We start from the raw sequence: 13,675 nt of genomic DNA, 5'->3' as shown, positions 1-13,675 counted from the left end.
GGGAGCCTTGGCGCTGTGCGGCGACGCGGGCCGGCTGCCGGAGGCCGGGGCACTCCGCTTGGCGCGGCCGTCGGCGGGCGAACGGCTGCCGGGCTCGGGGGCACTCGGCACCTTGCCCCCGGTGGGGTCCGGGGGCGACGGCCGACCGCCGGACGCGGCGACGGCCGGACTCGCGCCTTCCCCGGCGCCCGGAGGCGAGGGCCGGCTCGCGGCTGCTGGAGCCTTGGCGCCTTGCGGCGACGCGGGCGAGCTGCCGGAGGCCGGGGCACTCGGCGTGGCGCGGCCGTCGGCGAGCGAACGGCTGCCGGGCTCGGGCGCGCTCGGAGGCGCGCCTTCCCCGGCGCCCGGAAGCGAGGGCCGGCTCGCGGCTGCTGGAGCCTTGGCGCCGTGCGGCGACGCGGGCCGGGTGCCGGAGGCCGGGGCACTCGGCGTGGGGCGAGGACCGGTCGGCACCTTGCCCCCGGCGGGGTCCGGAGGCGGCAGCCGACTGCCGGACGCGGCGGCGGCCGGACTCGCGCCTTCCCCGGCGGCCGGAGGCGAGGGCCTGCTCGGGGGTGCGGGAGTTTGCGGGGGCGGGGTGGGCGAGGTCCTTGTGCCGGCCTCGGTCGGCCTTTCTGTCACCGGCCGCTGCTCCATTGCCGCCCCTGTTCCTCCCGGTCCGGCCCCGTGCCCGTACGGGCTGTTTCCATCGTCTCCCAGTGCCCCGGGGCGGCCGGTCGACACGCCGGGGACGGACGTTGGCGGCGGCCGTCGCGCGGGTACCCGGCGTCGTATGAAGGACGACGACCGTGACCGACAGGACGAGAACGCGGCGGCGGCCGAACGGGCCGCGCGCCGGCAGCTCGAGGCGGACCGCGAGCGTGCCTCCGCCGAGCCGTTCGACTACCCGTACCCGGAGCGACGGGCCGGGGTCAGGGCCCGGCGCCACATCAGCGAGGCGGCGGCCGCCGCGGACACCCCGCCGGGGATCCCCGGGGGCTACGGCACGACCGGCGGCGGCCGGCCCGGCGCCACCGGCGCGGCGTACCCGCCGTCCCGCTCCCGCCGGGACCCCGGGGCGGCGACGCCTGCCGCGGAGCCGGGCAGCGACGACGAGGGGCCGGTGAACCGCTCGGAGGACTGAGGCCGGCCGACAGACGCCGGACCGTGGTCACGGTGCCTCGGGCCGGCGCCCCCGGTCGTCGGCGGTTCCGCTCTGCCCGTTCTGCGGCTTCGGTGGCGGGGCCTCGCCCGCGGTGAGGTGTTCCAGTACCTCGACCAGCTCCTGGCAGGCCCGCTCGACCGAGCGCCGGGTGTTGCGCTGCTCGATGATCACGGCGGACAGCAGCAGCGCGGTGAGGGCCATGGCACCGTTGAACGCCTGGAGTTTGACCAGGACCTCGACCCGGCTCAGCCCCGCGAACGCCCCCACCCCGTCGGTCGCGGCCAGGGTGGCCACGACGGAGGTCGCCAGCGCGCACAGGACGCTGCCCGCCAGCTGGAACCGCAGGGCGGCCCAGATGATGAGCGGGTAGACGAGGAAGAGCAGGCTGACCGAGCTGTAGGCCGCCAGCGGTACGAGCGCGCAGGCGGCGAAGAACAGCGCGGTCGCCTCCTTCCACCGGCGCAGCGGCAGCGGCCGGCGGACGCCGCGCAGCAACAGCAGCAGGAGCGGGGTGACGATCAGGACACCCATCGCGTCGCCCACCCACCACGCGAGCCAGACGATCCAGAAGTTGTGGCCGGCGAGGCTGCCCGCCAGCACGAGGAGGCTGACGCCGATGGTCGCGCTGATCAGCATGGCGGTCAGCGCGCCGAGGAACACGAGGGCGAGTCCGTCGCGCAGCCGGCTGAGGTCGGTGCGGAAGCCGGCCCGGCGCAGCAGGAGCGCCGCGCACACGGGTGCGGCGGTGTTGCCCAGGAGCACGCCGAGCACCTCGGGGCCGGGCGTGGTGAGGGACAGGACCGCGAAGAAGGCGCCGAGTGTGACTCCGGGCCAGCAGCCCAGTCCGAGGATCAGCAGGGCCGCGACGGCGACGCCGGTCGGCGGCCAGATGGGGGTGACGACGGCTCCCCCGACCGTGAGATCGCGCAGCAGGCCGAGCTGGGCCGCCGCGTAGTAGCAGCCGGCGACGCCCAGAATCTGGACGGCTCGGCCGCCCGGCCGGCGCGGCTCCTCGATACCCACCACACCAGCCATCCCACACCGGCGGGTCCGGCTCGGCGAGGCGGGAGCGGGTCCGGTCCGGCCCTATGGCTGACAGGGGGCCGGCTCAGCCGCCGCGCCCGTACGCCGCCCGGGCCGCACTGCCATCGCACGCGACGGCGATGCCGGGCCTGCCCCCTCACCACGTCACGGCATGCCGGCCGGCCTCCGCGCCGGGGTGGTGCCGGGGCCGTCCAGGCCCAGGACGAGGACGGCGGCGTCGTCCTCGTGGCCGACGCTCTCGGCGCCCTTGATCACGGCCGCGGCGAGCGCATGGGCCTCCAGGCCGGCGACAGCGGCGATACCCGCGAGGCGTACCACCTGTTCGAGGCCGTCCTCCATGTCCAGCGACGGCCCTTCCACGACACCGTCGGTGACCAGGACGAACACTCCGCCGGTGGTGAGCCGGTGCCGGGTCACCGGGTACTCGGTGCCCCGTTCGATGCCGAGCGGCGGGCCGCCTTGGTCGTCGACGACGCCGGACTTGCCCTCGGCCGTGGCCCAGACGAAGGGGATGTGCCCGGCCCGGGCGCTCTCCAGCACGCCGGTGGCCGGGTCGAGCCGCATGAAGGTGCAGGTGGCGAACAGGTCGCCGCCCAGGGAGAGCAGCAGGTCGTTGGTGCGGGCCAGGAGTTCGCCCGGCTCGCCGGTGACGGAGGCGAGGGCCCGCAGTCCGGCCCTGACCTGGCCCATGAAGGCGGCGGCCTCGATGTTGTGTCCCTGGACGTCGCCGATCGACAGGCCGATCCGGCCGTCGGGCAGGGTGAAGGCGTCGTACCAGTCGCCGCCCACGTTGAGGCCGATGTTGGCCGGGGCGTACCGCACCGCCAGGTGGAGGCCGGGTGCGGTGGGCAGGTCCCGGGGCAGCATGCCGCGCTGGAGGGCGATGGCCAGTTCGACCTGGGTGCGCTGGAGCTGCGCGCGCTGACGCGCCTGGGCGGTGAGCGAACCGAGTCTGGCCAGCAGCTCGTCGCCTTCGTCCGTGGAGCGTTTGCGGGGCATCGATCACTTCCGCCGGGGCGGTGGCGCGCGGCCGGCCGGCCGCCTGGATGTTCGACGAACCCCTAGATTTTACCCGTACGGGGTCATCGTGCCCCGGCGGCGGCCCTCGGGCCGGGACCGCTACCGGTTCCGGCCCCGCTCCCGGCCCGTCCCGGCCCGCGTCAACGGACCTCGGAATCGATACCGGTGATGATCGTCGGCCCGAGCGGCGCGTTCTGCTCGTCCAGGCCCGCGTCCCGGAGCGCGGAGTCCGCCAGCCGGCGCGCCTCCTCCTCGGCGTGCGGGCCGGTGTCCGCCTCGACGGTCAGGCGGAGGGTGAAGGTGTTGTCCTCGTTGAGGCTGAGCACGTCGAGGTCCTCGGCGTTGCCCATCCGCGTGCCGTGCGGGTCGGCGGGCCGCAGCGCCCGGGCCAGCCGGGTACGGGCATCGTCGCCGATCCCACTGGTGAAGGTGCCGGGCACGCTGATCACGTAGGTCGTCATGAGACGGTCCTTTCCTTCCTCGGGCGTCTCGCCTACCCCGATCCGCGGCCTTCGCACAGCTGGTCCCCCGAAAGGAGGCCGGTACCGGCCGCGTTCGTCGGGGCACGGCCGGGCCAGCGGACGTACAGCGGTGGGGCGCGAATTCCCCTCCGCCCTCACCCGGACGGTGGACGTGCCCGTGTCGGCTGCCGGGCCACGCGGGGGCGGAGTGGCAGATTACGGGTGCGGCCCGCCCGCTCCCCCATCCCTCGTCGAAGGACACCGCCATGCGCCTGTGTCGTCCGCTCGCCGCCGTACTCGGCGGTCTCGCCCTCGCCCTCACCGCCGCCGGTCCGGCGCTCGCCGTCGACGGCACGTTCACCTGGGTCGGTCCGCACGGCAAGGCGTACGCCATCACCGATCCGCCGGGCCACCGGTGTTTCGACATGGCCCAGGAAGCGCGCGGCGCGCACAACGGGACGAGGAAGCCGCTCGTCGTCTACACGCGGAAGAAGTGCAAGGGGACGGCGTTGCGGCTCGCCCCCGGCCGGTCGGCGCCCGCCGGCGCGCGCTTCGCCAGCATCGTCTTCGACCCGCGCTGACCCCGCCGGCCCTGATCGCGCGCCGCGCGGGGGCCCCGACCGCTGTGCCGTCGCGACCGCTCTGCCGTCGCGACCGCTCTGCCGTCCCGGGCGCGCCGCCTTCTTCCCGGCCCGTGCCGCCTTCGGGACCGGCGCCGCCTTGCCGACCCGCGCCGCCCTCCTGGCGCGCGCCGCGACGACTCTCCGGGGGCTGGTCAGATCCAGCCGTCGAGCGCCCCCATGAAGCCCTCGAAGTCGTCCCGGTACAGCGTGTGGCCGGCGCCTTCGACGGTGCGGATGTCGAAGCCCCGCCGGGTCAGCTCGGCGTCCAGGCCGGCGCGGTGGAGTTCGCCGGCACCGGCCAGTACCACCAGCGACGGCACCACCGGGCGGGCCGGTGTCCGGGCGACCGCGTAGATGCCGGGCAGGACGGCGGCCGTGGCGGGGTCCCAGGCGGCCAGTGTGGCCAGTTCGATGTCCACGTCGACGTCGTCCCAGCGCGGATTGAGGCTCCGGATCATGGCACGGCCGGCGGTCTTGAACGCCGCGAAGTAGGCGGAGGCCGCGACCAGTTTCTCGCGCACCTCCCAGGCGGGGTCGCAGTAGACGGCCCGGGCGGGCGCCAGCCGTTCGACGGCGCCGGCCAGGACCATGGCCCCGAGCGAGTGGCCGATCGCCAGCTCCGCACCCGCGGGGAGGGTCTCCACGAGGTCGTCGGCCCAGTGCTCGGGGCTGTACGCACCCCGGCCGCTGGCACCGTGGCCGCGCAGGTCGACGGCGATGACGCGGTATCCCTTGTCCGCCAGGACGGGTGCGACCCGGTTCCAGGTGCGGTGGTCGGACATGATCCCGTGCACCAGCACGGCGATCCGGTCGCCGGTCCCCCACTCGTGCGTGTGCAGCCTCATCGGCGGTCTCTCCCCCCGTCAAACCTCTTCGGACCCGGTCGGATCATGTCATCGCGGGCCGGGCCGGATCCACCCCTGCGGAGACCTCGAAGAGGGTGTGGTTATCATATGAGCGCTGCCTAGCTCGAAAGATGGATCTGTGACTGTCAACGACGACTCGTTCACCAACTGGAAGATCCGCGAGGAGATCGCGGAGTCGATGATCCCGCTCATCGGGAAGCTGCACCGCGAGCGGGACGTGACCGTCCTGCTGCACAGCCGCTCCCTGGTGAACAAGTCGGTGGTCAGCATCCTCAAGACCCACCGCTTCGCCCGCCAGATCGCCGGCGCGGAGCTCTCGGTCACCGAGACCATGCCGTTCCTCCAGGCGCTGACCGCCCTCGACCTCGGGCCGTCGCAGATCGACCTCGGCATGCTGGCCACCCTGTACCAGGCCGACGAGCGCGGCCTGAGCGTGGCGGAGTTCACCGCCGAGGCCGTCGCCGGTGCCACCGGCGCCGACCGGGTCGAGCGCCGCGAGCCGCGCGACGTCGTCCTGTACGGCTTCGGCCGCATCGGCCGGCTCGTCGCCCGGCTGCTCATCGAGAAGTCGGGCTCCGGCAACGGCCTGCGGCTGCGCGCCATCGTCGTGCGCGGCGGCGGCCGGGGCACCGGGGACCTCGTCAAGCGCGCCTCGCTGCTGCGCCGGGACTCCATCCACGGCCAGTTCCAGGGCACGATCACGGTGGACGAGGACAGCAGCACGATCGTCGCCAACGGCAACGAGATCAAGGTCATCTACGCCGACGACCCGTCGCACGTGGACTACACCGAGTACGGCATCCGCAACGCCATCCTCATCGACAACACCGGCAACTGGCGCGACCGCGAGGGCCTGTCCCAGCATCTGCGCCCCGGTATCGAGAAGGTCGTGCTGACCGCGCCGGGCAAGGGCGACGTCCCGAACATCGTGCACGGCGTCAACCACGACACGATCAAGCCCGACGAGCAGATCCTGTCCTGCGCCTCCTGCACCACCAACGCGATCGTGCCGCCGCTGAAGGCGATGGACGACGAGTACGGCGTGCTGCGCGGGCACGTGGAGACCGTCCACTCGTTCACCAACGACCAGAACCTGCTGGACAATTACCACAAGTCCGAGCGCCGTGGCCGCTCCGCGCCGCTCAACATGGTGATCACCGAGACGGGTGCCGCCTCCGCCGTCGCGAAGGCGCTGCCGGACCTGAAGGCGAAGATCAGCGGCAGCTCGATCCGGGTGCCGGTGCCGGACGTCTCCATCGCCATCCTCAACCTCCAGCTGGCCCGCGAGGCCAGCCGCGAGGAGGTCCACGAGTACCTGCGCGAGGTGTCGCTGACCTCGCCGCTGAAGCGGCAGATCGACTTCATCACGGCGCCCGACGCGGTCTCCAGCGACTTCATCGGCTCGCGCCACGCCTCGATCGTGGACGCCGGCGCCCTCAAGGTCGACGGCGACAACGCGATCCTCTACCTCTGGTACGACAACGAGTTCGGCTACTCCTGCCAGGTCGTCCGCGTCGTCCAGCACGTGTCGGGCGTGGAGTACCCGACGTACCCGGCCACGGCGGTCTGATCCCCGCGCCTCGCGTACGCCTGCCGCCGCCGGCCGGGATCCCCGGCCGGCGGCGGTCGTGCCGGGCGCGTGCGGTCAGGTCACGGCCGGCCGCGCGCAGGCGCCCGCCGCGCACGCGGTGAGCCACTGGTCGAAATCGGCGTCGTAGCGGGTGCCGATGCCGTCGTGGTAGACCGCGTAGCCGCCGGCGTAGTCACCGACGCGGAAGCGGGCGAGCATGCGCTGGACGTCGTCGGGGTGCCTGTCGAGCATGTAGCGCACGGCGAGGTAGCCCCACGGGTAGGTGCGGGTGACGTCGCTGTTGTCGTAGGTGCTGCCGAACAGGGTGCTCAGCCGGTACGTGTGCTTGCCGGCCTCCCGGGCCGCCTGGTCGTAGGCCAGGCCTCGGTAGCTGTAGGAGACGTACTCGGCGAGGCCCTCGATCCACCACACGTCCGGCACCGAGATCTGCCGGCCGAAGTCGCCCAGCATGTCGTCGCGGGCGTCCAGGAAGTGCGTGTACTCGTGGTTGAGGTTCCAGATCCGGGCCGCGAAGCCGTCGTCCTGGTCCTTCTGGTACATGACCGACATCGGCTGGTTCGCCGGGTCCGACGGGTCGCCGCCCAGCGTCATGCCGCCGTTGTCGGTGCTGATGCCGTACATGGGACCGGCGTACGTCTGGTAGTCGGCGCGGCTGGCGAAGACGACGAGCTGGAGCGTGGAGGCGTACTGGCCGGGTATCGCGCCGTCGGCCCGCACGATGCCGCGGAAGTAGGCGTCCTGGCGCAGCACTGCGGCGCAGGCCGCGTCGAGGTCGGCGGCGGTGAGCGCCTGGGCGTGGACGGTGACGTTCGCGTCGCAGTGGCGGGTGACGGGCAGGACGGCGCGGGCGAGCTTGTCCGGCAGGCCGCACACGTCGTAGTAGCCGCAGTCGGCGCTGTCGTAGGAGGAGGCCTGCGCGGCCACCGCCACCCACAGTCCGGCCGTCGGGCCGGTGATCGCGGTCCGGTCCAGCAGGTCCTTCACCAACGGCCGCACGGTGTCCCGCAGTTCGGGGTGCTCGGTGTAACGGGCCAGGTTCATCCCGGCGTTGGAGTCCAGGAAGGCCAGGGGCGTGCCGAGCCGGTCGGTGTGGGCCAGCGCGAAGTCGTACAGGGTGCCGGTGATGCGCGGGTCGGCCGCGACCGCCCGTACGTACTCCGGGTTCCAGTTGCCGCGCCACAGCGGCGTGTAGACGTCGTTGACGGCCCTGACCATGCTGTCGACCGGGTCGTACGTGCTGTCGTAGGCGGTCAGCAGCCGCCGGTAGACGGGGAGGTAGCGGCCCTGCCGGTCGGCGCTGTCGGTGAGGATGACGGTCTCGCCGAGGATGTCGCCGTTGGCCGCGGAGACGTCGCGGGAGTGCGGGCGGGCGAAGAAGGTGTCCATGCCGGCGGTGACGGCCGTGGTGAGGCGCGGGGTGTACGCGCCCACGTCCCCGGGGTGGTTGAACTGCACGTAGTAACCGGCGCGCAGGAAGAGGACCAGCTGGAGCAGGCTGCCGGAGTTGTCGCCGCGGTAGCGCCCGGCGGTGCGCGTGAACGCGTTCGCGACGGTCAGCATCTGGGACTGGCGGAAGACGTCGTACGCGTCCTTGCCCGTGACCGGGAAGAGGGTGTTGACGCAGTCGGCGGTCGCGGCCTTCACGTAGGAGACGAGCGCGGTGCCGGTGCGGCTGCCGAAGTCGGCCGGGGTGCAGGAGGCGGCCTTCGCCGTGCTCGCTCCCGGCCGGGTGAACGCGGGCTGCTGGGGCCGGAGTCGGGCCGGGCTGAGGCGCCGGGCCTGGACCGCGGGACGCTCGGTGGGGAGGGTGGTCGCGGCGGCGGGTGACGGCACGGTGAGGTGCGGACGGGCCGGGGCGGCCGTGCCGGGGCGGGCCGGGGGTGCCGCGAACGCCGGGGTGGACAGCAGGCCGGCCAGGGTCGCACAGACGGCGGCTGCGCCGGCCAGCCGCGTGGCCGGACGGCCGGTTCCGCGGCCGGGCAGCGCGAATCGATAGCGCATCGGGATTCCTCCACGAAGGGATGCGCCCCGGTGGGGTGTCGAGGCGTGTGAGGCACTGTCTCAGCGCGCCTTCGCCCCAACAATGGCGTGTGACATAGCACATGGCACCGATCGCTCATAACATCGCGGCGCGCCCCGCCCGGTCACGCCGGGGCGCGTAGCGCGCGCCCGCCCCGGCGTGCTCGCCGCTGTCGCGGTGCCTATCCGCGCCAGGGGCCGGTCACCGCGAACGTGGTGCCGGGGGTGTAGCAGTTGACGAACATCGTCCTCCCGTCCGGGGCGAAGGTGACCCCGGCGAACTCGCCCCACTCGGGCGCCTGCGCCGTCCCGATGTTCTGCCGGCCCCGGGCCATCGCGTACACCTCGCCCGTGCGGGTCACGCCGAAGACGTACTGCGCGCCGTTGCCGTCCTCGCACACCATCAGGCCGCCGCCGGGGGCGAGGCAGATGTTGTCCGGGGACTCTCCGGGCAGCCGCACGTCGGTGTCCGGGCCGAACACGACGACCAGGGTCAGCCGGCGGCGCGCCGGGTCGTAGCGCCAGATCTGGCCGTAGTGGTCGGCCGCCGAACCGTCCGCGCCACGGGCGAAGGACGACACGAAGTACACGCTGCCGCCGCCCCAGTAGCAGCCCTCCAGCTTCTGCGCGTGCGTGATGCCCCCGGCGCCGTAGTCCTGGAACCGGGTGGGGGTGGTGGCGGCCGACGGGTCGGGTACGTCCACCCACTCGATGCCGTCGAAGCGCGCCCCGGTCTCCTGGATCGTGGACAGGTCCCGGACACCGGGGACCCGCATCGCCTGGAGCCGGCCGCCCGCGCGCAGCGAACCGACGCCGCCCAGCGGCTTCTTCGGCAGGAAGCGGTAGAAGAGGCCGAACGGCTTGTCGAAGGCGTCCTCCGTCTCGTAGACGACGCCGTGGCGCGGGTCGACCGCGATCGCCTCGTGCTGGAAGCGGCCCATCGCGGTCAGCGGGACGGCGCCGGTGCGGTGCGGGTCGGTGGGGTGGACCTCGAAGACGTAGCCGTGGTCCTTGGTGTAGCCGTTGGTGCCCGCCCTGTCCTCGGTCTCCTCGCAGGTCAGCCAGGTACCCCAGGGGGTGTGCCCGCCCGCGCAGTTGACGGCCGTGCCCGCGAGGGCGACCCGTTCGGACAGCACCCGGTGGTCCCCGTCGAGTGTGAGGGCCGTACAGCCGCCCTTGCCCGCCGGGTCGTAGGTGAGGCCGCTGACGACCGGTACCGGGAACTCGGCGGTGACGCGGTTCTCGTGGTTGCGGACGAGGTGCGTGCGGTCCCCTCGGCCGGCGAAGGCGGCCATGCCGTCGTGGTGGGAGGGGACGGGGCCCTCCCCGGAGCGGAGCCGGTCGCCCTCACGGGAGAGCACCGTGTAACGGAAACCTTTCGGCAGGTCGAGGAGGCCGTGCGGGTCGGGGACGAGGGGGCCGTAGCCGGTGTGGCCCGGGTCGTACGCGGCGGCGGTGCCCGCGAATAGCTCGGACAGGGCCCCGGTGAAGGCGATGCCCGTTCCCAGGGCGCTCGCCCGGGCCAGGACCTGACGGCGTGTTGCAGACATACGGCGGCAGCCTTCCTGCTGGCGGACAGGAACTGTGACCCCGCCGTGTCTACCACCTGGTGCGGGCCGCCGGAACCACGCGCGGAGCACGCGTCACCTCCCTACGGCGCGCGGTCCGCGTGCGTCTACGCTCCGACGCTCCAGGTCCGGGAGGCCCAGGTGCGCAGGTGCGGGGCCTGGGCGACGAGGTCACGGTACGCGGCCGTGGCGGACCCCAGCAGTGTCTCCGCCACGGCGTCGCTGACGGTGTCCGGCCGCCACGCGAGGACGTAGCGGCACCACAGCGGGGAGCCGGCCAGCGGTTTCACCAGGATGTGCGGGACGGGCCGCAGCGTCGGCTGGACGAGGGAGACGCCGAGCCCGTCGGCGATCATGCTCTGCAACTGGGTCTGGTCGCCGAGGAACTCGTGGACGGTGAGCGGCGTGAAGCCGGCCGCCGTGCAGGCGTCGTAGAACACCCCGGGCCAGCCCGCGCCGTCGTCCGGGGTGACGAACCAGGCGTCCTCGGCCAGGTCGGCGAGCTGTATCTGCGCGCACTGCCGGAGCCGGTGCCGGGCCGGCAGAGCGACGAACGTCGGTTCGGTCACGATGCCTCGGTGCCGGACCCCGGCCGAGTGCCGCAGTTCCATGCCGGGGTAGTCGGCGGCGATGGCGGCGTCCACCGCGCCCTCCTCCAGCAGCTCCACGATCCGCGAGGAGGCGTAGACGCTGGTGACGGCGAGGGACAGTTCCGGCAGCCGGGCGCGGACGCGGGAGACCGTGCCGGACAGCATGGGTGAGTTGGTGGCGGCCACCCGCAGGGTCCCGTGCGCAGGGCCGGCGGCGGGACGGTGTCCGATCGCGGCGGCCCGGGTGAGCACGTCCCGGGCCTGCTCGACGACCTCGGCGCCGTACCGTGTCGGCCGCACTCCGCTCGGGCCGCGTTCGAAGAGCGGCTCGCCGAGGTGGCGTTCGATGCGCCGCAGCTGGGTGCTCACGGCGGGCTGCGAGTACCCCAGCTGTACGGCGGCACGGCCCACGCTGCCCGCGTCCGCTATCGCGCACAGCACGCGCAGGTGCCGCAGCTCCAGCTCCATCGCTCCACTCCCCGTTCGTTCCCGCGGCCGGTCGCACGCCCCGGCCCGCGCCCCGTGCGCGCGGGCGGCGGACCGAAGCGTTCCATGGCGCTCTCCGCGGCACAAGCCGCAGGTCCGCCAGGGTGCGCGGGGTCACGCCGGCCGGAGCCGCCCGCCGTGCGGGCGTGCGGCCGTGCGGCCGTTCGGGCGTGCGGGCGTGCGGGCGTTCGGGGCGTGGCGTCCTCGGCCCGCCCGGACCGCACGGCCCGGCACCCGCGCGCCCCCTGTGACCGCGTCCGGGGCCGTGGGGGCCGGGATGGACCCGGCGGGACCATGGCCGCCACGGCGCGCGGGACGCCGGCGCCGGTGCCGGGCGCCCTCGGCGTCACACCCCTGTCGCCGCCGGCTCAGACCAGATGGGCGAAGACGACCAGGTTCTCGGTGTAGTCCCGCACCGAGTGGTCGTAGGCCCCGGAACAGGTGATCAGCCGGACCTCGGGGCGGCTGGCGTCCGCGTACACGCGTGAGCTGGGGAAGTCGTCCTTCGGGAAGGACTCGGCGTCGTCCACGACGAAGTCGGCGGTACTCCCGTCGGCCCGCTCCACGGAGAACCGGTCGCCGCGCGTCAGCTGGTCGAGGCCGGCGAAGACCGCCGCGGAGACCGCCGTGTCGACGTGCCCGGCGATGACCGCGGTGCCCTTCTCGCCCGGTGAGGCGCCCTTGGCGTACCAGCCGACGAGATTGGTGTCCGCGGCCGGTGGCGGCTCGAGCTGGCCCGAGGCGGTGAGGGAGAGGGTGGTGAAGGGGGCGTCGACGGAGATCTTCGGGATGAGCAGGCGGGTCGGCTCGGACCGGGGCAGCGCCTCGCCGACCCGGTGCGGGTCGGCCGGCGCGGCGGCCGTCACGCTCGGGGGACGGGGCAGTGCCCCCGGCGTGGGGGCCGGCCGCTGGTGACCGCCGAACATGCTGACGGCGAGGACGGCCACCGCCACGCCCCACAGCGTCAGCCGCCCGCCGTGGCCGGAACCGTGTTCGTCCGGCGCGGAGGCCGGGGAGGACGAATCTGCTGCCATCGGACACCACCTCACTCGGGCACGGCAGCACGGGACTCGGGGCTGGGAAGGCACGCGCCGCGGGGACGGCGCCCGGGGCCGGGCACGGGCCGCCGGCACGAAGGTGCGCCGGCGGCGTCCGCAGCCCCTGGGACGTGCCGTCCCTCAGGACGCCGGCTGGACGGCCTTCTTGCGGCGCAGCGCGTACGCGCCGGCGGCGCCTACGGCCAGGACGGCGATGCCGCCCGCGGTGGCGCCGGGAGCGGCGAGCGCACCGCCACCGGTGTGCATGCCGCCGCGCGGCTTCTCGTGGTCGTCGCCCCATCCACCCTTGTCGTGACCGCCGCCGCCGCCCTTCTCACCGCCGCCCTTCTCCCCCTTTTCTCCCTTGTCTCCCTTGTCTTCCTTGTCCCGGTAGGTCTCGGGGTCGAAGCGGCTGTCGTCGCGGTCCGAGCCCCAGTCGTCGCCCCGCACCGCGGCGAGTGCTCCGCCACCCGTGTGCATTCCGCCGCGCGGCTCGTCGTGCTCCCGGCCGCCCTCGTGCTTGTTGCCGTAATCCTTGTCCTGATCCCTTCCGGAGTCCTTGTCGTGATCCCCGCCGGAGCCCTTGTCGTGATCGCTGTCGGAGTCCTTGTCGTGGTCACGGCCGGAGTCGCTGTCGTGCTCCTTGCTGTACGAGGAGTCGTCGTGATCGCCGGCGGGGACGGCGAACGCGGCTCCGGGAGTGGCGAAGGATAGGGCGGCGGCGGCAGCCGCGGTCGCCAGGAGCATGCGGGCAGAGCGCATAGTGATGTCCTTCCGCCATGGCCGGTCAGCGGATACCTCATCAGCTGGGTGGACCGGCCCTGACATGAACCACCGTCAGCGAGGCCGTCCTCTCCCACCATCCGGGCCGTCCAGCCGGGTCACCACGCCACCCGTCTGCCCCAGTGCGGCTGCCTCGCGGCCCCCCGGACGGGTCAATCGGGGAGGCGGGCGCCGCGTGCCGTGTTGCACTCCCGGGGTGCGGACGGTCCGGCGACGGCTGCCGGCCCTGCCGGCCGCCGCCCCGGTGGCCCTGGCCTGCGTCGCGGCCCCGGCCCGGGGCCGGGGCCGGGGCCGGGGCCGGGGCCGGGGCCGGGCGGAGGAGGTGACGGAGTATCCGCTCACCACGGTCATGGCCGGTCAGCGGATACCTCATCAGCTGGGTGGACCGGCCCTGACATGAACCACCGTCAGCGAGGCCGTCCTCTCCCACCATCCGGGCCGTC

12 protein-coding genes are annotated in these 13,675 nt (G+C 73.9%); 3 read left to right on the top strand and 9 right to left on the bottom strand.

Going from position 1 to position 13,675, the window contains the following annotated elements:
* Positions 1-772: 772 nt before the first annotated feature.
* The gene (locus ABZ117_RS33460; protein WP_356826433.1) at positions 773-1,123 is read left to right on the top strand and encodes a hypothetical protein; all 351 of its coding nucleotides are present in this window, start codon (positions 773-775) and stop codon (positions 1,121-1,123) included.
* 27 nt (positions 1,124-1,150) lie between these two features.
* On the opposite strand, the gene ABZ117_RS33455 is transcribed toward ABZ117_RS33460, so the two are convergent.
* The 3 genes from ABZ117_RS33455 to ABZ117_RS33445 form a co-directional block, all read right to left on the bottom strand.
* Positions 1,151-2,179, bottom strand: coding sequence for an MASE1 domain-containing protein (locus tag ABZ117_RS33455; RefSeq protein ID WP_356826431.1), 1,029 nt, complete (start codon positions 2,177-2,179; stop codon positions 1,151-1,153).
* 153 nt (positions 2,180-2,332) lie between these two features.
* Positions 2,333-3,187 (bottom strand): PP2C family protein-serine/threonine phosphatase, encoded by an 855-nt coding sequence (locus ABZ117_RS33450; protein ID WP_356826429.1) that lies wholly within the window; start codon positions 3,185-3,187, stop codon positions 2,333-2,335.
* A gap of 161 nt (positions 3,188-3,348) precedes the next feature.
* Positions 3,349-3,669, bottom strand: a complete 321-nt coding sequence (locus ABZ117_RS33445; protein WP_356826427.1) for a hypothetical protein — start codon at positions 3,667-3,669, stop codon at positions 3,349-3,351.
* A gap of 266 nt (positions 3,670-3,935) precedes the next feature.
* Between ABZ117_RS33445 and ABZ117_RS33440 the strand changes: the two genes are divergently transcribed.
* Complete coding sequence (locus ABZ117_RS33440) at positions 3,936-4,250, top strand: hypothetical protein (protein ID WP_356826425.1); 315 nt, start codon at positions 3,936-3,938, stop codon at positions 4,248-4,250.
* Positions 4,251-4,444: 194 nt separating this feature from the next.
* On the opposite strand, the gene ABZ117_RS33435 is transcribed toward ABZ117_RS33440, so the two are convergent.
* Positions 4,445-5,137, bottom strand: a complete 693-nt coding sequence (locus tag ABZ117_RS33435; protein WP_356826423.1) for an alpha/beta hydrolase — start codon at positions 5,135-5,137, stop codon at positions 4,445-4,447.
* A 139-nt stretch (positions 5,138-5,276) separates the two neighbouring features.
* On the opposite strand from ABZ117_RS33435, the gene ABZ117_RS33430 reads away from it, so the two are divergent.
* Positions 5,277-6,728: a glyceraldehyde-3-phosphate dehydrogenase gene (locus tag ABZ117_RS33430; protein WP_356826421.1), complete on the top strand. Its 1,452-nt coding sequence runs from the start codon at positions 5,277-5,279 to the stop codon at positions 6,726-6,728.
* Positions 6,729-6,803: 75 nt separating this feature from the next.
* Here the strand turns inward: ABZ117_RS33430 and ABZ117_RS33425 are convergent, their stop codons facing one another.
* From ABZ117_RS33425 to ABZ117_RS33405, 5 genes are all read right to left on the bottom strand, one after another.
* Entirely contained in the window at positions 6,804-8,750 is a 1,947-nt protein-coding gene (locus ABZ117_RS33425) for a collagenase (protein ID WP_356826419.1), read from the bottom strand.
* Positions 8,751-8,950: 200 nt separating this feature from the next.
* Positions 8,951-10,318, bottom strand: a complete 1,368-nt coding sequence (locus ABZ117_RS33420; protein WP_356826417.1) for an alkaline phosphatase PhoX — start codon at positions 10,316-10,318, stop codon at positions 8,951-8,953.
* 125 nt (positions 10,319-10,443) lie between these two features.
* Positions 10,444-11,394 (bottom strand): LysR family transcriptional regulator, encoded by a 951-nt coding sequence (locus tag ABZ117_RS33415; RefSeq protein WP_356826415.1) that lies wholly within the window; start codon positions 11,392-11,394, stop codon positions 10,444-10,446.
* A gap of 386 nt (positions 11,395-11,780) precedes the next feature.
* Positions 11,781-12,446, bottom strand: a complete 666-nt coding sequence (locus ABZ117_RS33410; protein WP_356826413.1) for a class F sortase — start codon at positions 12,444-12,446, stop codon at positions 11,781-11,783.
* Positions 12,447-12,590: 144 nt separating this feature from the next.
* On the bottom strand, positions 12,591-13,211 hold the full coding sequence (locus tag ABZ117_RS33405) for a hypothetical protein (protein ID WP_356826411.1): 621 nt from the start codon (positions 13,209-13,211) through the stop codon (positions 12,591-12,593).
* Positions 13,212-13,675 lie beyond the last annotated feature (464 nt).

The organism is Streptomyces sp. NPDC006309, from assembly GCF_040613095.1.
Taxonomy (GTDB): domain Bacteria; phylum Actinomycetota; class Actinomycetes; order Streptomycetales; family Streptomycetaceae; genus Streptomyces.
The sequence above is the reverse complement of the archived record's forward strand: the minus strand, read 5'-3'. Positions and strand labels throughout refer to the sequence as shown.

Coding starts and splice junctions, on each gene's coding strand:
- ABZ117_RS33420 (WP_356826417.1), bottom strand. CDS start 10,318: ATGTCTGCAACACGCCGTCAGGTCCTGGCCCGGGCGAGCGCCCTGGGA.
- ABZ117_RS33425 (WP_356826419.1), bottom strand. CDS start 8,750: ATGCGCTATCGATTCGCGCTGCCCGGCCGCGGAACCGGCCGTCCGGCC.
- ABZ117_RS33410 (WP_356826413.1), bottom strand. CDS start 12,446: ATGGCAGCAGATTCGTCCTCCCCGGCCTCCGCGCCGGACGAACACGGT.
- ABZ117_RS33460 (WP_356826433.1), top strand. CDS start 773: ATGAAGGACGACGACCGTGACCGACAGGACGAGAACGCGGCGGCGGCC.
- ABZ117_RS33450 (WP_356826429.1), bottom strand. CDS start 3,187: ATGCCCCGCAAACGCTCCACGGACGAAGGCGACGAGCTGCTGGCCAGA.
- ABZ117_RS33455 (WP_356826431.1), bottom strand. CDS start 2,179: ATGGCTGGTGTGGTGGGTATCGAGGAGCCGCGCCGGCCGGGCGGCCGA.
- ABZ117_RS33405 (WP_356826411.1), bottom strand. CDS start 13,211: ATGCGCTCTGCCCGCATGCTCCTGGCGACCGCGGCTGCCGCCGCCGCC.
- ABZ117_RS33440 (WP_356826425.1), top strand. CDS start 3,936: ATGCGCCTGTGTCGTCCGCTCGCCGCCGTACTCGGCGGTCTCGCCCTC.
- ABZ117_RS33435 (WP_356826423.1), bottom strand. CDS start 5,137: ATGAGGCTGCACACGCACGAGTGGGGGACCGGCGACCGGATCGCCGTG.
- ABZ117_RS33445 (WP_356826427.1), bottom strand. CDS start 3,669: ATGACGACCTACGTGATCAGCGTGCCCGGCACCTTCACCAGTGGGATC.
- ABZ117_RS33415 (WP_356826415.1), bottom strand. CDS start 11,394: ATGGAGCTGGAGCTGCGGCACCTGCGCGTGCTGTGCGCGATAGCGGAC.